Raw genomic sequence first — 23,093 nt, forward strand, 5'->3', positions numbered from 1 at the left:
AGCCTGGAATTTACGCCGTAACTGAAAAATGAAATCTATTAAAAACCAAGCGAGATAAATAATGAATTTTACTTTTAAAGCGATGGCGATCGTTGCCATCACCTGTGCCCCCTGGATTGTTTCTGCTGAGCAGGATTCAGCAAGCGCAGCCTCCGTCGTGGCTGCTGCACAAGTGACACTGGATGGTAGTGAGCTCACGATTGGCGCTGCCGGTGAGGTTTATGAGCTAAATGGACCCGGAGGTTTTTTCTATTCATCAGATAAGCCCTATTTCGATTTTGAAGGCGATATTCCTGATGGTGTTTACACCTTTCATGTGTACAAGTCGGTGGGCGTGCAAGGGAAAATAATTTCCGAGGGGAGCAATGTCAGTAACGGGCGCCAGTCTGGAACTGTGCCAGGTCAGATCATGGAAACAGTGATCAGCGGTAGCTTTGAGATTTCAAACAATACGATTTCCATCGTCAATCCGTAAACAACCAAAGGCCGTTAAAAGGCCAATTATCAAGAGTAAGATCATGAAAATTCAAGCAAATATAACCCGCCTCTGCGCAGCTATCGCTCTGGCTGGCGCCACGGCCAATGTTCACGCAGCTAAAGTGCATGCGGAGGATGTCATTGTTCAGGGTAGTGAATGTGTTGGGTCAGATTGTACCGCCAGTGAAACATTTGGTTTTGATACTCTGAGAATCAAGGAGAACAACCTTCGCATTCACTTCGACGATACCAGCAGCTCGGGGAATTTTTCGAGAAATGATTGGCGCATAGTCATCAATGACAGCAGCAATGGTGGCGAGAGCCATTTTTCCGTTGAAGATAGTACTGCGGGGAAAACTCCTTTCCGAATAGAGGCAGGGGCAAAGAACAATACGCTTGTGCTGGATAGCACCGGCAAGTTAGGGGTTAACACCGATTCACCTGCGACGAGCGTGCACTCAGCCTGGGGGGATACCCCGGCACTGCGTCTTGAGCAAGATGGCTCCAATGGCTGGACGCCTCAGATTTGGGATCTTGCGGGCAATGAGTCGAATTTCTTTCTGCGCGATATGAGCCACAACCAGAAATTGCCTTTCCGAGTTACACCTGACTCTCCCACCAGCTCGCTTTGGATTAAACCTCAGCATGTCGCTATTGGAAATCAAACTTACATCAAAGTTAACAATGACCAGTTGGAGCCCAGCCTTGTTGCGGAAAATACCAATGGCGTAAATTATGAAGCCATCCGTATTACCACGCCGCTGGATAGCATCGATTTGGCCAGTTCGGCCGATGAATTCCAGGTGAACTTTGTAAACACCGGTATTTCGGATGTACCAGAGATGTCTGTCGATAGTACCGGTACCCTGACCATTCCAGGAAACCTGGTGGCGAATGGTATTACCTACACCTCCAGCCGTTCGGCAAAAGCGAACTTCTCTCAAGTGGATTCGAACGATATTCTGGAAAAAGTAGACGCGTTGGATGTTCTGTCCTGGAACTACAATCGAGACCCAGAGTCCGTGCGCCACATCGGTCCGATGGCTGAAGACTTCCACAAGCAGTTCGGTTTAAATGGTGATAAAGACGGCGTTATTTCGGCGTCCGATATGAATGGTGTGGCTCTCGCGGCGATCAAGGCGTTAAAAGTGCGTGGTGATGCCCTGGAACAGGAGCTTGCGGAGAGAGATCAAGAGGTTGAGGCGTTGCGCCAGGCAGTGAACGAGCTGCGCGGTATGATCGCTCGTTAATGTACTGAAGTTTGTCGAAAACACGGGTGACCTTGACGGTCAGCTTACGACTTGGCGGCGTAGCCGCCAAGTCTAAATGATTACTTTGCTTTTCAATTGTGCCTGCGCTTTCTGGAGCGCCTTCAGCACTTTTTCCTTGTCGTAATTTCTGACCTTTTCCAGGTCCAGGTGCATGGCAAAACCCGGTGCGTGCTCTTCCAGGTAGCTCTGTTGTCCTCCAAGGTTTTTACGCAGGTCAGAAACCGAGTACACCTTAACCGGAGTGCTAAAGCCTTTTACCGTGACATGGCCCTTATCCCGGCACATGACCGTCTGTTTGATCATTGCCCAGGTTTCATGGCTGATTAAAATTTCGCCTGGATCCGCGGCGCTTTCCAGTCGTGCCGCAAGGTTTACGTGGGTACCCATTACCGTATAGGTCTGGTGATCAGCGGTGCCGAAAACACCGACCGTACAGTAACCGGTATTGATGCCCATACGAATCTGCAGGGGGTGAGATATGCCCTGGTCGTACCATTCCTGCATCATTTCCCGAACGCGCTTGCGCATGGCCAGTGCCATAGCCACACAGCGCAGGGCGTCTGATTTGGGGCCCTTGCTCTGGTCGTCACCGAATACCACCATGACGGCATCACCAATAAACTTGTCGATGGTGCCACCGTAGTGGGCGACGATTCGCGACATTTCAGTCAAATAGCTATTCAACAGGCGCGTCAGAGTTTCCGCTTCCATCTCTTCGGTCAGCTGACTGAAGTCCTTGATGTCGGAAAAGAAGACGGTGAGCAGCTTGCGCTCGGTGACGATCTCTTTCTCTTTGCCGGTGGTTACCGCACGCCAGAGACGATTTGGGAGGTAGCGGGAGAGTTTGTAACTGGCGAGGTTGGCGATGCGCTGCTCTTTCTGCAGTTGTTCATTGTTGCGCTTGAGGGTTGAGATCTGCTTGAACATGTAAAACGCGTGGCAGCAGAAATAGGTAAACACACCAATCAGGCTTGCAGCACTAATATTCAGGTCCGCATTGACCACCAGCGCAGGGCGGTGCACCAGATAACCGATACCCACGCCGAGCAACATCGCGGTGTTGTGCTCGAACCAGCTCCGGCCGCCACCGAGGGTCAGCGCGTTGAATTGCACCATGGTCAGGAAAAGCAGGCTTGGCAGCAGGCTGAAGTTCGAAAGTGCCATGGCCATGCCGACCAGTAGCGCATCCGTAAACGAAAGCCAGCGGTGCACCTCTTCCTGGCTCTCTGGGGCTGCGCGGCGGGAAATCTGGTAGGCGATGGGAATATAAGCAAGCAGTAACACTGCCATGCCCAGCGGGAGAAGTGCGCCCTGCGAGAACAGCGAGGACCAGGTAATACTGTTCAGAAGCGTCCCGGAGGCCGCGAAACAGATTAAAGCGCGAAAATACAGCGGGTACCGGGAATCGGACTTTGTGCTGTTGGTTTCTTCAGGCTGGTTCTGCATGAACGCTGGGTCTTACTAAAGCTGTGCTGCAAAAAACGGATCAGGTGATAATCGTCATTTGCAGGAGTTAAATGGGAGCTTGTTGTTTTCTTCTTGTCCGCATCGGCGCTGGCGCCAGAGAACCCCATCTCTTTTTAGTTGGTACTGTTTTTATTAGAAATGCGTGGCTCAGGTCACTGACAGGCGCAAAGTTTACCCTTATCTGGTAGTGAAAGCGACGCTAAATGAGGGGGTGATCCTAAAGGTGGACGATCGTCCACGATAATGGTGGCCCGCCAATAGGGTAGAATCGCCTGTCTGCATTCATTCATTTGGTATTTCAGGAGGCACAGATGGACGCGTTGGACGCACTGCACAACCGGGTTTCGATTGGTGTATTGACCGAGCCCGCGCCCGACGGTCACCAGCGCGAAAGAATATTCCGGGCGGCCCTGCGGGCAGCGGACCATGGCAACCTTCGCCCCTGGCGTTTTTTAACGGTCGAAGGCTCCGCAAGGGACAGGCTAGGGCAGATTTATCTCGCCGCTAGCGAGGGGCAGGAAGAGCTGAGTGAGGCCCAGAAAGAGCGCATTTCTGCCATGCCGCTCCGCGCTCCTCTGGTGATCGTCGCCATTACCCGGCTCCAGGAGCATCCCAAGGTCCCCTTCAACGAGCAGCGCATGTCCACCGCGGGTGCGGTGCAAGCGATGCTTACCGCTGCATTTGCACAAAATATAGGCGCATACTGGCGCACCGGTGCCCTCGCTGAGAACCGGCAGGTCGCGGAAGCTTTGGGCCTGGCAGATAACGAAGAAATCAGTGGTTTCATTTATATGGGTACCCCCTCCAAGCCCGCGAGACCCGCACCAGACCTCGCCGTTGAAGACTTCTTTGCCGAGTGGAGCGGCGAGTAACCGCGCAAACAGAATCGCTTGGCGGGTTTTTTTGCCGAATACACTTGCACCCGCCGCCGCCATTCTGTAAAGTTCGCGCTCGCTGATCGGGGCGCTATGTTACTGATTAGCAAGACAATTTGGTGATGCCTCTGAATGGTCGAGCCGTAGCAAAGCGGAGACCATGCCCAACGGGCATCACGAGCACGCAGGCGTGCGGACTGGAAGCTCGTAAAAATTCCAGAAAGAAACGCAACAATCAGTTTTGGTGAGGTGTCCGAGTGGCCGAAGGAGCACGCCTGGAAAGTGTGTATGTCGAAAGGCATCGAGGGTTCGAATCCCTCCCTCACCGCCATATACAAAAAAGCCCAGCTATATGCTGGGCTTTTTTGTATATGGCGGTGAGGGAGGGTGAGAACCCTCCGGTTCGATTAACTCGCGCCAGCGAGTTAAGACCGAGGCGCAGCCGAGCCCGCCAGGGTTGAAACACGCCCTAGCGTGTTTCAAGTCCATCCCGACCAGAGCCCAATTCCCGCACCGTTTCCGCTATCCGCTATCCGCTATCCGCTAAAAGTCAAAAATCACTCCGAATACCCCTCCGCCACCGGCAAATACTCCTCGTAACTAACCTCCAACCCCTTCGTCGTATTTAAAGGCAGCAACGCCGGAGCAGTAAGCCCCGCACCCTCAAGACTCTTCATCAATTTCGCCTGCCCGATCGCAAGAGATCTCAACACTTCCTCAGGATCCCCTGAGTTTATGGCTGCGTCATAGAGCGCGATCCGACCAGGCGCGTCATATACGAGGAAGTTAACAACCCCCTTCTCATATCCATACCTGACACCAAACGCAAAAGAGGGGAGAGCGGTAAGAACGGCTGTGAGCAGGTATTTCCGCATGGCAGGGCTCCAAGTCGGGTTTGAGAATTCGGAGTATAGCCAAGTGGTAATCCGCAGCGGCTTCCGGCCCAGAATTTGCCTGTATATGCCCGGAAGGTGACACGTCCGGCAAAAGCCAGTAAAACACCTCAAACAATGTTTATAACTGAAACCTTAGGGATCCTATGTCTCGTCTCAACAAATTGCGCTGCACCGCTATTTTCCTAGCCCTAATCTCCACCCAGGCCCTGGCCACAACCCACATCACCGCCGATCGCATGATCGACGTGGAAACAGGCAGGATCATCGAAGCCCCGGTAATCACCGTCGACGACAACCGCATTACCTCGGTCACTGCCAATGGCGAAGTGCCGGAAGGTGCCATTCGCCTGCCGGGCAGCACGTTGCTTCCGGGCCTTATGGACATGCATGTACACCTGACCGGGGATGCCCACACCCACGGCTACCGCCGCCTGGCGGTCTCCACCGTACGCTCCGCACTCACTGGTGCCAAAAATGCGCGGATTTCACTCGACTCCGGATTTACCACCATGCGCAACCTTGGAGCGGGTGGCTACGCCGATGTGGCCCTGCGGGATGCAATCAACGATGGCGATATTCCCGGCCCGCGCCTGTTTGTCTCCGGCCCGGCGATCGGCATAACCGGCGGCCATTGCGATAACAACTTGTTACCAGTGGAGTACAAAGCAGAAGGCGGTGGTGTAGCCGATGGCCCCTGGGCGGTGCGCGCGAAGGTGCGGGAAAATTTCAAATACGGCGCGGACCTGATCAAGCTGTGCGCGACCGGCGGTGTAATGTCCAAAGGGACAGAGCCGGGCGCGCAGCAGCTGGCGCTGGAAGAAATGCAGGCGGCGGTGACGGAGGCGCACAATCGCGGCACCACGGTTGCTGCCCATGCCCACGGTACTGCGGGAATCAACGCGGCCATTCGTGCCGGTGTTGACTCGGTGGAGCACGCCAGCTTCCTGGATAAAGAGACCATCCGCCTGGCGAAGAAGCACGGCACCAAGCTCTCCATGGATATTTATGTCACCGAGTACATTCTGTCTGAAGGTGAAAAGGCCGGTATCCTGCCGGAAAGCCTGGAGAAAGAGCGCCGTGTCGGTGGCCAGCAGCGGGAGAGTTTCCGTGCAGCAGTGGATGCCGGTGTGAAAATGGTGTTTGGCTCTGACGCCGCCGTTTACCCCCACGGTCAGAACGCGCGGCAGTTTTCCCGTATGGTCACATTCGGCATGACACCGCTGCAGGCATTGCAGGCCTCCACTATTAATGCGGCGCAGTTACTGGGTAAACAGGATGAGCTGGGCAGTATTAAAGAGGGCAAACTGGCGGATCTTGTTGCGGTACCTGGCAACCCGCTGGAGGATATTTCCGTACTGGAGCAGGTGCAGTTTGTAATGAAAGATGGCGAAGTGTTTAAAAATACGGCCAAAAATTTCTAAGTCATTCCAGTAAACAAAGTCCAGTAAACAAAAAGGCCCGTGGATGAAAATCCACGGGCCTTTTTAGTTGGCGTTGGGTGATTCGTTAGTTGGACAGAGAGTTCTCGGCATGGGCGGGTTGCGATTGGCCGCCCAGCTTCCCGATCACTTTTGCTTTACTGCGCGTCGCAAAGCGGCTGATATCCACACCAACCACATACATCGCCGGCACCAGCAGTAGCGTAACAAAGAACGCCACAAACACCCCGAACGCCAGCGCCACCACGATCGGCTGCAGGAAGGCCGCCTGAATACTCCGCTCCAGCATCATCGGCAGCAGGCCCACGATGGTGGTGACGGTGGTGAGCAGGATAGGGCGGAAGCGTGCTACGCCGGCTTCCACCACGGCTTTCATCGGTTCCAACCCTTTCTCCCGCAGGCGATTGCAGTGGTCCATCAATACCAGGTTGTCATTGACCACTACGCCAGCGGCAGCGGCGATTCCGAAGTAGCTGAAAATCGCCATGGTCATGCCCATCACGCCGTGACCGAGAATGGCGCCGACGAAGGCAAACGGAATGGCAATCAGGATCAGAATTGGCTGGAAATAGCTGCGGAACGCCACCGCCAGCAGGCTGTACATGGCGAAGAAGGCCATGGTGTACAACCCGAGTACCTCGGCAATAAAGCGTTTCTCACCTTCCGCCTGACCGACCGCGCCGCGCACAATACCCGGGTAGCGCTTTTCCCATTCCGGGAAAAAGTTTTCTTCCAGGTCCTTCATGATGTCACCGCGCACATCGTCTTTCAGATCCGCCATCACCCGTGCCGCGCGGTTGCCGTTCCAACGCTGAATGCGCTTGATACCCGGCGCATATTCCAGGTCGGCGATAGCGAGTAGCGGAACCTCGCGGCCGTCACTGGTGCGCACGCGAAAATCCTTCAGGCTGTCGATGGAGCGGCGCGATTCCAGCGGGTAGCGCACCATGACTTTTACATCCTGGCCGGCGCGGGGCAGGCGTTGCACTTCTTCGCCGAAATAGGCCTGGCGCACCTGGCGGTTGACTTCCGCCAGGGTCAGGCCCAGTTTGGTGGCGCCGGGTTTGAGGTCAATGCGGATTTCTTCCGATGCGCCTTCGAGGTTATTGCGCACGTCGTACAGGCTTTCGTAGGTGCGCAACTGGGACTCCAGGTCCGATGTGGCTTTGCGCAGTATCTCCAGGTCCGGATGGCGGATGGAAAGCTCGAAACCGGGACCATTGTTGTTATTGGTGTATTGAACGGAAACTTCCTTCGCGTCCGGTACGTCGCCCAGCAGTTCGCGCAGGCGCAGTGCGGCGTCTTTTGCCGACATCTCGCGCGTTTCCGGCGGCGCCAGTTGTACGATGGCAATGACGCTGTCGCGGCGGGAGCGCGTGTACCAGTTTTCGATCAATGCGCCCTCGCCGGATTTACCCTGTTCGGCAGCGCGCTGATTGACCTCTTCCTCCAGGCGCTTTTCCGCGTCCTGCAGTTGCGCCAGTACTTCCAGGGCACGACTGTACGGGGCGCCCTCCGGCATCACCACATTCACAATAATCTGGTCGGATTCAATATCCGGCATAAAGCTTTTCTTCACCCAGCCACTGCCGAAAGCGCCGAAGCCGATCATCATCACCGCCACGAAAATACTGACGGTGAGGTAGCGGCGATTTACCGCCCATTGGCCGGCGCGGCGGTAATGGTTTTGTGCAAAGTGCACAATGCCGTTGGCAATGCGCTGTTGAATCCGGCCAAAACGACCGGGGTTAGTCTGCGGCTTCAGATTGTTCAGGTGCGCCGGCAGGATAAACAAGGATTCGATCAGCGAGAACAGCAGGGCAAGAATCACCACCCAGGTAATATGCCGGGTGAATTCGCTGGTGGAGCCGCTGATAAAAATCCACGGCAGGAAGGCGAGAATCGTCGTTAGTACCGCAAAGATCACCGGCTTGGCCACCAGTTGGGTGCCGATCACCGCGGCGCTCAGGCTGCCGCCGGATTTTTGATGTTCCGGATTGTGGGATTCGCTGTGAATGCTTTCACCCACCACAATGGCATCGTCCACCACGATGCCGAGTACCAGCAGGAAGGCAAAGGTGGACAGCATATTCAGGGATACGCCCACGGTAGGCAGTAAAACAAAGGCGCCGGCGTAAGCGGTGCCGATGCCCACGGATACCCAGAAGGCCACTTTCGGGCGCAGGCTGAAAACCAGTACCAGCAGCACCAGCAGCAGGCCCATCAATGCGGAGCCGCTGATGGTTTCCATACGGCCTTTGAAGTCTTCCGCGTTGTCGGTCCACAGGGTGAGCTCCGCACCGGCGGGCAGGGTCTCACGGCGGTCGGCGATCCATTTGCGAATGGAATCCGAGGCGGTGACGATATCCATGGTTTCGGTGCTCATCACCTGCAGCAGAACTGCCGGCTCACCGTTCAGGGTGGCGAGGATCTCGTTGTCCTCAAAACCGTCCACTACCTTCGCCACATCGCCGACGCGGATGGTGCCGCCGTCGGCGGTCTGGCGCACGATGATATTGGCAAACTCCTGTTCGCTGTCCGCCTGGTTCCGCACCTTCAGTTGGTAGCTGCCCACTTCGGTACGCACGGTACCGGCGGACTGATTGATGGAGTTTGCACGAATGGCTTCCGCCAGTTCCTGGAAGGTCATGCCGTAGCGGCGCAGGGCCTGCTCGCTGACTTCAATGGAAACTTCTTCCATGCGTGTGCCGAAGAGTTCTACTACGGAAATAGCGGGCAGGGTGGCTACTTCACGACGCAGTTGTTCTGCCAGGCGTTTCAGTTCGCGCTCACCCAGGTCGCCGTGCACGGCCACGCGGATAAACTCGTTGCGGTTTACCCACTGGTGCACCTGCGGCGGTTCAATATCGCGGGGGAAGGAGGAGATACCATCCACACGGATTTTCACGTCGTTCATAAAACGGGAAAAATCCACGGTAGTTTCCGCGAGGATATACACCTCGCCAAAACCTTCGGACGATGTGGATCGTACCCAGTCGATATTGTCGAGGTCGCTCACCGCTTCCTCAATACGCGCAACGATCTGCTCTTCCACTTCCTGGGGCGCAGCGCCGGGCCAGGAAACGCGGATTTCCAATCCAGGGAAACGCACCTGCGGGTCCATTTCCCGTTCCATGCTGAAGAAACCAATCACGCCGGCTACAAGAATGCCGACCATGGCGAGGTTGGCGGCGACCCGGTTACGGGCCCACCATGCAATCAAACTGTTCATGGTGTGTTTCCTTAACGGCGGGCCAGGTGGGTGATGGGCTGCACTTCCATGCCGTCCACCGGATTGGCGACGGTGGAGGTCACCACGCGCTCGCCATCGGTCACACCGGCGGCAAGTACCACGCGATTGTCGGCAGTGGACAGCACCTCTACCGTACGGATATCCAGGCGGTTGTCGTCATCCACCACGTATACCTTGTCGGCACTGCGCAGGGCCTCGCGGGGAACGACGATGGCGTTCTGTTGCGCAGTGGATTCGGCCTGTGCGGTAACGAACAGGCCTACAGCCAGCGGTACGCCATTGCTGGCGCCTTTGCCATAAGGATCATTCACTTCAGCGACCGCATATATCAGGCGGGTCTGCGGGTCGATACTGGCCTGGGTACGCACGATACGACCTTGCCATTGCTGTTGACGGTTACCTACCAGTGCAGAAAGCGTGACTTCCGGGCCCGATGTCTTTTTGCTGGCGACAAAACCCAGGGGGAGATCGAGCTCCAGCAACTGGCTGTCGGTCAGTGGAAGTCGTACTTCGACACGATCGGTGGCAAACACGCGGCCAAGCGTTGTGCCGGCCGTCACGTACTGGCCAACACCTACCGCACGGTTCACCACGCGGCCGCGATAGGGCAGGCGGATTTTGGTGCGAGCAAGGTTGAGTTCCGCGTCGGCCAGTTCGGCCCTGGCGGCACGCAGATTTGCTTCTGCCTCCAAGACCTGGGGTTCGTTTACCTGTAGTGGTGTAGGTTCTTTATTGGGGTTCAGGGCGAGCCACTGCTTGCGTTTGATTGCCGCGGCGGCTTCCGCTTGTAATAAAAGTACTTCGGCCTGTGCAACGCGGGCTTTTGCCTGTGCAACATCCAGTTGGAAATCGGCATCGTCCAGCTGAATCAGGGTTTCACCGGCCTGAAAACCCGCACCTTCCGCGAAGCTGTCGGCGATGGCAGTAATTCGTCCAGAAATTTGCGGGGTCAGTTCAATCGAGGTGTGCGCGCGCACCTCCCCCTGTGTAGTGACTTGCAGCTGCACCGGCTCCGCACGGGCCTGTGACGTTACCAGCGATACCAGGCGCTGCTCTTCTTCTTTTTTCTCCGGTTGCGGTTTTGCCGCAGACATCCATTGCACTGCGCCAAATGCCGCAGCCAAGACGAGTACCGGTGCCATCACTTTCAATGGTTTCTTGTTCATTGTTTTTTCGCAGTTTTGTTGCGTAGTTTTCGGGAGGGTTGCCAGATGGACGGGGTGGTGTACCGAGATGGATGCAGGAGGGTAGAAAAAAATTTCGCCAGCGTGGGGAACTTTCTCATATAGTTATTGACGGGCACCTGATAATCATTATCATTACGCATCAAGTTTACAGCATGTTCATCATGTTTTACGGGGTGGTCGATGACAGGGGGGCGAAGGCTGACTTGGCAGCGACGTGAAGGATGATTAGAAAAGGGGTTTGAAAGGATGAAGGGCATCAAGAGCCAGGGTTTTAAATGGAATTTATTGGCGACCGCTGTTGTGGCGAGTCAGGTGGTGGCGGTAGCGCATGCCGAGGAGACGCTTTCGACGGAGTCGGCTACCGACGCCAGCATGGAAACTGTGGTAGTCACCGCCACCGGTTTTGAACAGAAAATAACCGATGCGCCCGCCAGTATCTCGGTAATCAGCGCCGACGATCTGAAAACACGTCAATTCACAAATCTTCTGGATGCGGTCAAATACCAGGAAGGTGTGGATATCGGCAGCACGCGGGACAAGACCGGCCAGGGCTCTATCAGCATGCGTGGCCTCACCGGCGAGTACACCCTGGTTCTGATCGACGGCAAGCGCCAGAACAACCACGGCGATATCTACCCGAATAACTTTGGCGGTAACCAGTTCAACCATATTCCCCCTCAAGACACCATTGAGCGCATCGAAGTGATTCGCGGTCCTGCGTCCACCCTTTATGGTGCAGACGCACTTGGTGGCGTAATCAATGTGATCACCAAGCGCCACTCCGATGAGTGGGGCGGCGGCATGACCTATGGTCGTAGTCTGCAGACCAACGATGATTTTGGTGACGACATCACTACCGATTTCGATGTGATCGGGCCAATCGTTCCCGGCGTTCTGACCTTGGGTCTGCACGGAAGCGTGTACGAGCAGATGGCTTCCAGCCCCGAGTTCCAGCCCGCCGTTGACCCGAATGGCGATGTGCACGTGCGCTCCATGGGCTTCGGTAGCGGTGGCCGTACGGTTGACAGCACTAGCGAGCAATACGGCTTCAGCTTGTCCTGGACTGCCAGCGACAACCAGTTTGTGCGCTTCGACTACGACACCTCCGAGCAGTCCTACGACAACACTCCGACTTTCGATATCAATACCGGTGAGATCAGCTACCCGCTGGGAACCAAAGACAATATTGAGTCCGTATGGCGGGACAGCCGCGGACAGGTCCAGCCGCGCACCGGCTACGCCGCGGATCAGGTATTTACCCGCGACTGGTGGTCTCTGAGCCACGAGGGTGAGTGGGGCTTTGCCACCAGCAGTGTTTCCCTGAGCTTTGTTGACACCAATAACGAAGGCCGCACCCTGCCGTTCACCGTGGCCGAGCGCCTGGAGCTTCAGGAAATGTACGACGGCACCGGTGAATACGCCGGCATGGATGAAGATGCGCGCAAGGCACTGGCGGAAGCCACATTCCTGCCGCGCCCGCAGCGTACACTCGCCAGCAGCCAGTACACTCTGGATGCGCGTGTGGATGTTCCCCTCAGCAATATGCTGGGTGAGCACATGCTAGTGATTGGTGGCCAGGTCATCGACGGTGAGCTGGAAGACGATGTCTTCGGCATGGAAGACAATGCGGCTGGTGGTGTTCAGGAGCAGCAAATGTACTCGCTGTTTGTTGAGGACAACTGGACGCCGGTTGGCGATATGACGGTAACTGCCGGTATTCGCTACGACGACCACGACACTTTCGGAAGCCAGGTTTCCCCGCGTCTTTACAGCGTTTACTCCCTGACCGACAGCTGGACCGTAAAAGGTGGTGTGAGCACCGGTTACAAAACCCCGCAAACCACCGATCTCTACGACGGTATCACCGGTTTTGGCGGCCAGGGTACTTCGCCGTTTGCAGGTAACCCGGATCTCAAGCCGGAAACCAGCGTCAATAGTGAGATCGCGGTTTACTGGACGGCACCGTCCGGCGCGCACAACTTCAACGCGACCCTGTTTCAGACAGACTTCGAAGACAAGATCGCCCGCGGTGACACCATCTTCAGCTGTGAGCGCACCGGTGGTGTTCGCCCCTGTGTGAATCTGGGTGCCTACGATTCTCTGGGGTACGAGTCCTACAGCCAGAAAATCAATGTGGATGAGGTGGAAATTCGCGGTCTGGAACTGGCCGGGCAGGTATCTCTGGCGGCAGACTGGTCTTTGCGCGCGAACTATACCTGGACTGACAGTGAGCAATTAAGTGGTCCGGAAGAAGGTCAGCCGCTTACCAACACCGCAGAGCATATGGCCAACGCCACCCTGGATTGGCAGGCGACGGGAGATCTCTCTGTGTATCTGCAGGCCGAATTGCGCTCCGACCGCTACCGCAGCTGGGACAATGTGCTCGACAAGCCCCTGTACTTTGAAAACTACGAGGTATTGAATCTGGGTGCACAGTTGCAGATTAACGAGTACGTCTCGGTCAATGGTCGCATCAACAACCTGCTGGATGAGGACTTCACCTCTTACAGCACTTCCTATACCGACCTCGATGGCGACGGCGTGTACACCTATGCATCCGGTCGCGGTGCGGTTAGTGAAGTGGTATTTACCGATGACTACAATGTGAAGGACAAAGCGCGCAGCTTCTGGGTGGGCGTAAACGTATCCTTCTGATTGTGCCGGATGACGTCCCGCTGCGGACGTTGCTGAAGCAATAAAGATTTCCGAACTCTCTAGTGGGGATAGGAATCAGCCAAAGGCTGGCGGTTGTTATGAACCGCCGGCCTTTTTTATGGGCGATTCGGCAGCGGTTGCAGCGAAACTTTTAACGTAATTTACATCGAGTTAACCCTTCTTTACGGATAACTCGGCCATCATGTATCTCTCTATATAGCGCTCTACACAGTGCTCTATGTATGTCTCCTTAACTCCTTTTGATAAGAACCCAATTATCACCGTGCGCAACATTCCACACCGTCAACGGACGACAGCCACCTTGCTATTTGCAATGGCCGCGGCAGCAACCTTATCCGCCACCCCGGTATTTGCCGAATCCCCCCCTTCGGCTGAGGTTCCGGTGGCCACTGATGCGACAGTGCAGGGCGATATCGCCACTGCCGACTGGTGGCAGCAGTTCGACGACCCGCTTATGGTCGACCTGATTGGCCAGGCGCTTGCCGCCAATCCGGATCTGCAAAGCGCCCAGGCCGCCCTGCGAGTCTCCCGCTCCCAGGCGGTGATTACCGGTGCCGCGCTAAAGCCGGATGTGGGCGGTAGTTCTTCGGCATCCCGCAACGACGAGCGCAGCAGCTACGGTGCCGGTGTGGATGCGGGCTGGGAGCTGGATATTTTCGGTGGCAACCGCGACAGCCTGCGCGCCGCGGAAGCCGATCTGGCAGCGAGCACCGCCAATTTGCAGGATGTGCAGATTTCCCTCGCCGCAGGAGTGGCCATCAACTACATCAACCTGCGTCAGGCCCAGGCCCAGGCCGATATTCTCGCCCGCAACCTCGCCGCCCAGCAGGAAACTGCGGAGCTGATTGAAGCGCGCTATAACGTCGGGCTCGACAGCGAGCTGGAATTGACCCAGGTCAAATTGAGCGTAGGGCAGTTGCTGGCGCAGATACCGGAACAGCAAAAGGCGGTCAGCCAGTCCATGCATAGTTTGGCACTGCTCGCGGGCGAAGAACCGGATGCCCTCACTGCACGTTTGCACAAGGTCACCGGCGTGCCCTATATGGCGGACCTGCACGGGAACCAGGCAATCGATGCGGATCTGGTGCGTCGCCGCCCGGATCTGCGCGCGGCTGAGCATGCAGTGGCTGCCGCAGGTCATCGCCGGGATGCCGCAGAGGCAGATCGCTATCCCAGTTTTCGCCTCGGTGGCGCGTTGAATTTCAGCAGCCTGGATGCCGCCGACCTGTTCGACTCCGCAAGTCTTGCCCGTTCACTGCTCGGTTCCATCAGTGTGCCCCTGTTTAACGGTGGTCGCCTGAAGGAGCAGGTCAAGGTGCGCGATGCACAGCACGAGCAGGCCATGAATCAATATCGCAAAACACTGCTGGCGGCCCTCGGGGAAGTGGCGGATGCCCAGGTGGATATGGCCAGCAGCGAACAGCGAATCCCGCAGCTCTCAGAAAATCTGGTCATGGCCCGGGATACCCTGGACTTGGCCTTTACCCGTTATCAGGCCGGTGCGGTGAATTTTCAGACGGTGCTCGACAGCCAGCGCCAGGTGTTAAGCGCCGAGGAAACGCTGTTGCGTGCACGGGCAGCCAACTCTCTGGCCGCAATCAATCTGTACCGCGCGCTCGGCGGCAGCTGGTAATACGAGAATAAAGATATGGAGAATCAATCAATGAGTGATCGTCACCAGTCGGTTCAGGAAATGCTGGCACAGTCTGCCAATAAACGCGGATTTTTTACGGGGCTGAAATCGGGAGGGTCGGGAGGGAAGGCCGCGAGTTTTTCTCGTCGCAGTAAAATCGGACTGGGTGTCGTCGGTGCGGCCGCATTGGCCTACTGGGGGTGGAGCAGTTTCTTTGGTGCGGGCGACGCGCCGCAGTTCAGCACCGCAACCATTGGCCGTGGCAATCTGGAAGTTTCCGTAACCGCTACCGGTAATCTGCAGCCGGTCAATCAGGTGGATATCGGCACGGAAGTTTCCGGTACCGTGGAAACCGTTTCCGTGGACTACAACGATCATGTGAAAAAAGGCCAGGAGCTTGCCCGCCTGATCACTGTGCAGTGGCAGGATCAGGTGCGCAAAAGCTCTGCGGCACTGACGTCTTCCAAGGCGCGCCTGCAGCAGGCCGAGGCCTCGCAGATTGAAGCCGCGCAAAATTTGAAGCGCCTGCAGGATCTGAAGGAAGCCACCAATGGTCGCCTGCCATCGCGCGCGGAACTGGAGGCCGCCCAGGCCATGGACCGCCGCGCCCGCGCCGACTATGCGGTTGCCGAAGCCAATGTGGATTCCGCTTCTGCGGATCTGGCATCGGCGGAAACCAATCTGGCCAAGGCCATTATTGTCTCCCCGGTGGATGGCGTAGTGCTGTCCCGCGTAGTGGAGCCGGGGCAGACGGTAGCGGCTTCTCTCTCCGCGCCGGTTCTGTTCACCCTCGCGGAAGATCTGTCAAAAATGGAACTGGAAGTCAGCGTGGACGAGGCGGATATCGGCCAGATGTCCAAGGGGTTGAATGCGCGGTTTTCCGTTGATGCCTGGCCCGGTCGGGAATATCCCGCTGCGGTGACCCGGGTGAGCCTCGGTTCCAGTATCGTCGATAACGTGGTGTCTTATTCCACCCTGCTGTCCGTGGAGAACCCGGATCAAACCCTGCGCCCGGGTATGACCGCCACCGCCACGATTACCACAGAATCCCGCGAGGACGTTTTGCTCGTCCCCAATATCGCACTGCGTTTTACCCCACCGGCGGAATTGATGCCGGAAATGCCAGCGCGTGGTGAAGGTGGTGAACGACGGGGCGAAAATGGTGAGCGCCCACGCCGCGAAGGTATGGGCCCCGGAGCCCGAGATGGAATGGGCCCGCGCCCCGAGCGCGCTGCGGGTCGAGAAAATCGTCAGAACGATGCCCCCGGTGGCATGTTTTCCCAGTTGATTTCCGGCCCTCAGCGTGGTTTCCGCGGTCCGCGCAATCGCAATCAGGGTAATTCCTCCCCGGCGATGCCCAATCGCGGGCCACAGCGCGTGTGGGTTATGGAAAACGGCGAACTGAAATCCGTGCGTGTACGTACCGGTATCAGCGATGGCCGCTACACCGAAATTATCGGCGGCCGCCTGGAAGAGGGCGTCGAGGTGATCACCGGAATGACGGGAGCGCGCGGATGAGTGCGCTGCTGGAATTTTCCGGGGTCACCAAAAGTTATGGCCAGGGCAGTGCCGCATTTCAGGCGCTGCGCGGTGTGGATCTGAAAGTGGAAGAGGGCGATTTTGTTGCGGTAATGGGGCCCAGTGGTTCCGGTAAATCTACCGTGATGAATATTATCGGTTGCCTGGATATTCCCACCACCGGTGGCTATCGCTTCCGCGATGTGCAGGTGGAATCCCTGTCGCGCAATGAGCGCGCCCTGTTGCGCCGACATTTTCTCGGGTTTGTTTTCCAGGGATTCAATTTGCTGGCCCGCACCTCCGCCCAGGAAAATGTTGAATTGCCATTGCTGTATCGCGGTGAACCAGCAGATGTACGCGCAGCTGCCGCCAAACGTGCCCTGGCTCAGGTTGGGCTTGCGGGGTGGGAGCACCACACCCCGGCCGAGCTTTCCGGTGGCCAGCAACAGCGAGTGGCCATTGCCCGCGCCATCGTCACCAACCCCACTTTACTGCTCGCGGACGAACCCACCGGCAACCTGGATACATCCCGCAGCCACGAAATCATGGAACTGCTGGTTTCCCTGAACCGCGACAGTGGCATCACCGTATTGATGGTGACCCACGAGGAAGAAATGGCAGCCTACGCGCGCCGTATGGTGCACTTTGTCGATGGCCGTGTGGCCCGTGACGAAACGCAGGAATCACGCGCGCGAAAAACTGGGGAGCACGCCAATGTTGTGGAGTAGTCTGCTGCTGGCGGTGCGCGAAGTGCGCCGCAATATCCTGCGCTCCTTCCTCACCGTGCTCGGCATCGTGATCGGGGTTTCGGCGGTTATCACTATGGTGACCCTGGGCAATGGCGCCACGGAATCCGTGCGTGAACAGGTGGAAAAACTCGGCAGTAATCTGCTGATGCTGCGCCAGAGCCGATTCCGCCGCGGCCCTCCCGGTAGTGCCGGTTCTGTTGGGCCGCCACCGTTCAAACTGGACGACATCGACGCAATTCGATCCTACGTTTCCGGTGTAGCTGCGGTGGCACCAGAGCTGGAAGTGAATACCACCGTTGTGGCCTATTCGAACAACTGGTCCACGGAAGTTGTCGGCAGCAATACCGAATATTTTACTGCGGCCAACTGGGAGCTGGATACGGGGCGCTTTTTCAGTGAGGAAGAGGCGCAGATGGGATCTACTGTGTGTGTGATCGGTTCCACTATCCGCAACGAACTGTTTGGTGACGCCGCGACTCCGGTGGGCGATATTCTGCGGGTGAAAAACTTTTCCTGCGAAATCATCGGTGTGCTGAAAACCAAGGGGCAGGCGCCCATGGGGGACCAGGACGACAAGGTGATTATGCCCCTGGGCGCGGTGCAGCGCCGCCTTGCGGGTAGCCGTCGCAATATCGACACCATTCTGGTCTCCGTGGTGAGTGCAGAACAGATCGATCAGGTGAAAGACGAGGTCACCCAGTTGATGCGCGAGCGTCGGCGGCTGTCGCCTGGAGAAGACGACGATTTCAATGTGCTCGATACCCGCCAGATTGCCGATGCGCTTTCCGGTACCACCCAGGTGCTCACCGGTCTGTTGGCTGCGGTAGCCTCCGTGAGCCTGCTGGTGGGTGGTATCGGCATTATGAACATCATGCTGGTGTCGGTGACCGAACGCACCCGGGAGATTGGTATTCGGCTGGCCATTGGCGCACTGGAGCGGGAGGTGTTGCTGCAGTTTCTGATCGAGGCGGTGGTGCTGGCGGCACTCGGCGGGCTGCTAGGGATCATTCTCGCCACGCTGGCGTCTGTGGTGCTTTCCGCGCTGATGGGGTTGCCCTACCAGTTTGATGTGGCCATCAATCTGATTTCCTTTGTGTTCTCCGCCGGTATTGGTGTGCTGTTTGGCTACATGCCGGCCAAGCGGGCAGCGCAACTGGATCCTATTGATGCACTGAGACACGAATAAGGCAACTGGTCATACAGGTGGCGGTGGAAAACCGCCACAGAAATGGAAACGGCAATAAAGTGCGGGTAGTCTTGGACGCCTGTACGACAGTGCTAACAGTGCCAGTCGTATAAATTTATTTAATAAGCCAGATTAAGCCTTTCTATAGATCTGTGGCCGCTGACTCTCTAGTTGAGTGATCTCATTTAGCGACCTTATTTAGCGGTCTCAGATAACGATTTTAAAAACAGGTGCCTGCTCAATGCCTTCTTCCTTTCTGCCCTGCCGCGTTTGTCGTTCGCTGGGCGTAGCCGCTGCGTTGCTGACTACCTCTGTTCTGGTCGGGTGCAACCCCGACGAGCCTCGGCAGACTTCCGGTAATGCGGCGCCCGCAGCGCAGCCGGTAGTGACTGAGGTGGTGGAGTGGCAGGCTCGCAAGGTGCGCATTGAGGCGGTGGGTACGTCGCGCGCGCTCAAGAGTGTCACAGTGCACCCGGAAGTTAGCGGCGAGGTTGTGGAAGTGAACTTTGCGGCCGGTGACAAGGTAAAGGCCGGGCAGACCATTGTGCGCCTGGACGATCGCGACCAGCGTCTCGCGGTACAAATTGCCCGTGTGGAACTGGAAGATGCCAAGCGCCTGCACAATCGCTACCAGCGCACCCGCGGCTCCGGCACCGTAACCGAGAGTGTACTGGACGATGCGCAGAGTGCGGTTGAGCGCGCGCGACTCAATCTCGACCGGGCAAAAGTAGCGTTGGATTACCGCAGTATCGAGGCGCCTTTTGACGGTTACCTGGGTATCAGCAATATCGATCCAGGCTCCCGTGTAGATACCGCCACCGCAATCACCACCATCGATGATCGCAGCAAGTTGCTGGTGACGTTTCAGGTGCCGGAACTGTTTCTCGGCCAGATCCAACAGGGGCAGGGGATCGCTGTTGCCACCTGGTCCAACGGCAGCGCGGCTCACACCGGCCAACTGGTAGAAATCGACAGCCGCGTCAATCCAGAGACCCGTACCTTTGCGGCCCGCGCCCTGGTGGAGAACGTCCGCGACCTGTTGCGCCCGGGGATGAGCTTCCGCGTATCCCTGGATCTGGAAGCCGGACGCTATCCGCTGATTCCGGAAGTGGCCCTGCAGTGGGGTAACGACGGTGCGTTTGTGTGGGGTGTGAACGGCGAAAAAGTTACGCGCATTCCCGCCACCATCGTGCAGCGGGTACCCGGCGCCATTCTGGTGGAGTCCGATCTGCCCGAAGGCATGCAGGTGGTGACCGAAGGTACCCAGCGCATGCGCGAAGGGTTGAGCGTTACCAATATCGCGGGGCTTTAATACTATGGACGAACAGAATACGACCCCGCAGGAAGTAATCCGTCCGGCGAGCAACGCGAAAAACGATCTCGCTTCTCTGGCCATCCGTCGCCCGGTGCTGGTGCTGGTGCTGAATCTGTTGATTGCCATTGCTGGTATTGCCGCATTCAGCACGGTGGAAGTGCGCGAGCTGCCGGATGTGGATGTGCCCATTGTTTCCGTGCGCGGCACCTTGCCCGGCGCCTCGCCGGAAACCCTGGATTCCGAAGTCACCAGTATTGTGGAAGGGGCGGTGGCGCGGGTTTCGGGTATTCGCCAGATTGAATCTTCCAGTGAGGAAAACAGCTTCCGCATCCATATCGAATTCAATTCCAATGTGGACCTGGATACCGCGGCCGCCGACGTGCGCGAAGCAGTCAGTCAGGCGGAGCGCAACCTGCCCAGTGATGTGGAGCAGCTGACGGTCGTCAAGGCCGCCGATCAGCCGGAGCCAGTAGTGCAACTGGCGGTCACCAGCGACACCCTGCGCGATGAAGCGCTTACCTATATCATCGAAAAAGACATCGTTCCCGAGCTGATTTCCATTAACGGCGTGGCGGACGTGCCCATCTCCGGACAGCGCCAGCGGGTACTGCGGGTAGTGCTGGATCCGTTGCGCCTGACAAGCTTTGGCCTTTCGGTGAGCGACGTGGCAGACGTACTGCGCAACGCGCCGCTGGATGTGCCCTCCGGCAGTTTCAATTCCGTGGACCAGCAATTACTGGTGCGCACCGACGCGTCCACGGTGACCGAAGAGCAGGTGCGTGAAACCACTGTCCGCGGCGATATCCGTATCGGCGATGTGGCCCACGTTTCGTTTGGGCCGGAAGATGTGCAGTCACTGGTGTATTTGAATGATCGCCCGGTGATTGGTCTGGGGGTGGTGCGCCAGGCCCAGAGTAATACCATCGAAATCAGTGATGCGGTGCATCGCAAAGTTGCGTCCCTGAACAAGCGCTTCAACAATCTTTCCATCACCGTTACCGAAGACCGCGCCGTATTTATCAAGGGCTCGGTGAAGGAAGTGGTCACCAGCCTGTTCTACACGGTGCTGATTGTAATCGCCGCCATTTGGCTGTTTTTCGGCAATATCCGCACCACCCTCGTTCCCAGTACCGCCATTCCCATCGCATTGATCGGTACGCTGGCGGGCATCTGGATGATGGGGTTCTCCATCAACATCCTGACCCTGCTGGCCATTGTGCTGGCCACCGGTCTGGTGGTGGATGATGCGATCGTGGTGCTGGAAAATATTCAGCGGCTACGTGGAATGGGTATGGGCGCGCGTGCGGCCGCGGTGCTCGGCACCCGCCAAGTCATTTTTGCGGTGTTGGCCACTACTGCGGTTCTGGTGAGCGTATTTATTCCTATCGCTTTATTGCCCAGTACCGCCGGGCGCATGTTCCGGGAATTCGGCATGGTACTGGCGACCGCCGTTGCGCTGTCATCCATTGTGGCGCTGACGCTGGTGCCGATGCTCACCGCGCGGGTCACCCGCAACGAGCAGTCCCAGGGCGGCAATCAAATCTACCCGCGGATTGCGGCACTGGGTGAACGCCTAGCGAACATTTATCAGCGCAGTCTGGAAGCCTGCCTGCGCCGCGGCTGGATCAGTTTTGCGGTAGCCATGTTGCTCGCAGTGGGCGCCGGTGGCCTGTACACGGTGATCGGCAAAGAGCTATTGCCATCGGAAGACCGCGGCATTCTCTACGTAAATGCCACCGGCCCGGATGGGGTGGGGCAGAACTATATTGCCCGTCAGGCGGAACATATCGAGGATGTGGTGCGGCCACTGGTGGAGCGTGGCGATATCACCGACATCATGACCAAGATCGGTCAGTGGGATCCCAACCGTGCACAGATTACTTTGCCACTGGCGGACTGGGATAATCGGACGGTTTCGCAGCAGGATATCAAGCGGGAAATCCAGGGCCCACTGGAGGCAATCCCCGGTGCCCGTATCCGTGTGGGCAGCCCCAATAGCCTGTCGATTCGCGGCGGTGGCGGCGGTATTGAAGTGGCACTGCTGGGGAATGATTACGGGCGCATTTATCAGGCATCCAGAGACCTGGCCCGCGCCATGGAAGATCGGCTGCCGCATTTCGGTCGCCCGGAAATCAGCTACCGTCCCACGCAGCCACAGCTCTCCATCGAAATTGATCGTCGCCGCGCAGCGGATCTCGGTGTGCCTCTGGACAGTATCGCGACCACGTTGCGCACCGTCGTGGATGGCCTCGACGTGGTGGACCTGAATGTGGGCGATCAGGCGGTGCCCATCATGCTGGAAACCTCCAACACCACCGTTTCCTCACCGGAAGACCTGGTCAATCTCTACGTGAAAAGTGAACGCGGTGACCTGCTGCCACTTTCCAGTATGGTGAAACTGCGGGAAGAAAGTGTCGCTGCCGAACTGGACCGCCAGGGCCAGCGCCGTGCCATTGAGATTGATGCGGGTCTGGAGCCGGGGTACCCCCTGGCAAGCGCGGTGGAAGATATCCAGAAACTGGCGGACGAGATTCTGCCGGAAGATATCGGCCTCGCGTTTCTCGGTGAAGCGGATTCTCTGGAAGAAAGTTCCCGTGAAGTGGCCATGACCTACGCCATTGCCGCACTGGTGGTATTCCTGGTGCTGTGTGCTCAGTTTGAAGGCGTGAGCAGTGCGGTGATTGTGATGGTCACCGTGCCCTTCGGGTTGGCCGCGGCGGTGTATGCGCTGTTTTTTACCGGCACCACCATCAATATTTTCTCGCAGATTGGATTGGTGATGCTGATCGGGTTGATGGCCAAGAACGGCATTCTGTTAGTGGAATTTGCCGATCAGTTGCGGGACAAAGGCCACAGTGTCTATGACGCCGTAACCGAAGCGGCGCGGGTGCGCCTGCGTCCTATCGCCATGACCATGCTCTCCACCGTGCTGGGTGGTTTACCGCTGATTTTAAGTAGCGGCCCCGGCGCGGAAGCGCGCTCCGCTATTGGTTGGGTAATGTTTGGTGGCCTGGGGCTTGCTGCGCTGTTTACCCTGTATCTCACACCGGTGGTGTACCTCGGTCTCGGCCGATTCCACAAGCCGCGTTCGGTGGAAAGTAGTTTGTTGGATGCGGAGCTGGACGATGCGCTGAAGGAGTGATTACTGGAC

At 57.3% G+C, this 23,093-nt stretch carries 15 protein-coding genes and 1 tRNA gene; 12 read left to right on the top strand and 4 right to left on the bottom strand.

Annotated features, from left to right (window positions below):
* The first annotated feature begins 61 nt into the window (after window positions 1-61).
* Window positions 62-475: a hypothetical protein gene (locus ACXAG1_RS00350; RefSeq protein ID WP_475118600.1), complete on the top strand. Its 414-nt coding sequence runs from the start codon at window positions 62-64 to the stop codon at window positions 473-475.
* A 43-nt stretch (window positions 476-518) separates the two neighbouring features.
* Window positions 519-1,727 (top strand): tail fiber domain-containing protein, encoded by a 1,209-nt coding sequence (locus tag ACXAG1_RS00355; RefSeq protein WP_475118601.1) that lies wholly within the window; start codon window positions 519-521, stop codon window positions 1,725-1,727.
* 72 nt (window positions 1,728-1,799) lie between these two features.
* Here ACXAG1_RS00355 and ACXAG1_RS00360 read toward each other — a convergent pair whose 3' ends face one another.
* Window positions 1,800-3,194 carry an adenylate/guanylate cyclase domain-containing protein gene (locus ACXAG1_RS00360; protein WP_475093395.1) on the bottom strand — a complete coding sequence of 465 codons (1,395 nt, stop codon included), beginning with the start codon at window positions 3,192-3,194 and terminating at the stop codon, window positions 1,800-1,802.
* Window positions 3,195-3,526: 332 nt separating this feature from the next.
* Between ACXAG1_RS00360 and ACXAG1_RS00365 the strand changes: the two genes are divergently transcribed.
* Together ACXAG1_RS00365 and ACXAG1_RS00370 are read left to right on the top strand one after the other, a co-directional pair.
* Complete coding sequence (locus ACXAG1_RS00365; protein WP_475093394.1) at window positions 3,527-4,087, top strand: nitroreductase family protein; 561 nt, start codon at window positions 3,527-3,529, stop codon at window positions 4,085-4,087.
* A 246-nt stretch (window positions 4,088-4,333) separates the two neighbouring features.
* A tRNA-Ser gene (locus ACXAG1_RS00370) sits at window positions 4,334-4,421 on the top strand.
* 226 nt (window positions 4,422-4,647) lie between these two features.
* Here ACXAG1_RS00370 and ACXAG1_RS00375 read toward each other — a convergent pair.
* Window positions 4,648-4,965 carry a hypothetical protein gene (locus ACXAG1_RS00375; protein WP_475093393.1) on the bottom strand — a complete coding sequence of 106 codons (318 nt, stop codon included), beginning with the start codon at window positions 4,963-4,965 and terminating at the stop codon, window positions 4,648-4,650.
* Between the two features lie 164 nt (window positions 4,966-5,129).
* Here ACXAG1_RS00375 and ACXAG1_RS00380 point away from each other — a divergent pair, with 164 nt between their 5' ends.
* The gene (locus tag ACXAG1_RS00380) at window positions 5,130-6,407 is read left to right on the top strand and encodes a Xaa-Pro dipeptidase (RefSeq protein WP_475118602.1); all 1,278 of its coding nucleotides are present in this window, start codon (window positions 5,130-5,132) and stop codon (window positions 6,405-6,407) included.
* Window positions 6,408-6,492: 85 nt separating this feature from the next.
* Here ACXAG1_RS00380 and ACXAG1_RS00385 read toward each other — a convergent pair whose 3' ends face one another.
* Together ACXAG1_RS00385 and ACXAG1_RS00390 are read right to left on the bottom strand one after the other, a co-directional pair.
* The gene (locus tag ACXAG1_RS00385) at window positions 6,493-9,657 is read right to left on the bottom strand and encodes an efflux RND transporter permease subunit (protein ID WP_475093391.1); all 3,165 of its coding nucleotides are present in this window, start codon (window positions 9,655-9,657) and stop codon (window positions 6,493-6,495) included.
* An 11-nt stretch (window positions 9,658-9,668) separates the two neighbouring features.
* The gene (locus ACXAG1_RS00390; protein ID WP_475093390.1) at window positions 9,669-10,844 is read right to left on the bottom strand and encodes an efflux RND transporter periplasmic adaptor subunit; all 1,176 of its coding nucleotides are present in this window, start codon (window positions 10,842-10,844) and stop codon (window positions 9,669-9,671) included.
* 267 nt (window positions 10,845-11,111) lie between these two features.
* Between ACXAG1_RS00390 and ACXAG1_RS00395 the strand changes: the two genes are divergently transcribed.
* The 7 genes from ACXAG1_RS00395 to ACXAG1_RS00425 all read left to right on the top strand — a co-directional run bounded on the left by ACXAG1_RS00395 (window position 11,112) and on the right by ACXAG1_RS00425 (window position 23,084).
* Window positions 11,112-13,520, top strand: coding sequence for a TonB-dependent receptor domain-containing protein (locus ACXAG1_RS00395; protein ID WP_475118603.1), 2,409 nt, complete (start codon window positions 11,112-11,114; stop codon window positions 13,518-13,520).
* Between the two features lie 334 nt (window positions 13,521-13,854).
* Complete coding sequence (locus ACXAG1_RS00400) at window positions 13,855-15,174, top strand: efflux transporter outer membrane subunit (protein WP_475118604.1); 1,320 nt, start codon at window positions 13,855-13,857, stop codon at window positions 15,172-15,174.
* Between the two features lie 30 nt (window positions 15,175-15,204).
* The gene (locus ACXAG1_RS00405; RefSeq protein ID WP_475093387.1) at window positions 15,205-16,692 is read left to right on the top strand and encodes an efflux RND transporter periplasmic adaptor subunit; all 1,488 of its coding nucleotides are present in this window, start codon (window positions 15,205-15,207) and stop codon (window positions 16,690-16,692) included.
* Complete coding sequence (locus ACXAG1_RS00410) at window positions 16,689-17,420, top strand: ABC transporter ATP-binding protein (RefSeq protein WP_475093386.1); 732 nt, start codon at window positions 16,689-16,691, stop codon at window positions 17,418-17,420. The genes ACXAG1_RS00405 and ACXAG1_RS00410 overlap by 4 nt, the downstream gene beginning before the upstream one ends.
* A complete protein-coding gene (locus ACXAG1_RS00415; protein ID WP_475093385.1) occupies window positions 17,407-18,627 on the top strand; it encodes an ABC transporter permease in 1,221 nt (406 codons plus the stop codon). Before ACXAG1_RS00410 ends, ACXAG1_RS00415 begins: the two co-directional genes overlap by 14 nt.
* 241 nt (window positions 18,628-18,868) lie before the next feature.
* On the top strand, window positions 18,869-19,939 hold the full coding sequence (locus ACXAG1_RS00420) for an efflux RND transporter periplasmic adaptor subunit (RefSeq protein ID WP_475118605.1): 1,071 nt from the start codon (window positions 18,869-18,871) through the stop codon (window positions 19,937-19,939).
* A 4-nt stretch (window positions 19,940-19,943) separates the two neighbouring features.
* Complete coding sequence (locus ACXAG1_RS00425; protein WP_475118606.1) at window positions 19,944-23,084, top strand: efflux RND transporter permease subunit; 3,141 nt, start codon at window positions 19,944-19,946, stop codon at window positions 23,082-23,084.
* Window positions 23,085-23,093: the final 9 nt, after the last annotated feature.

It is taken from the genome of Microbulbifer sp. ABE4_465, from assembly GCF_056160765.1.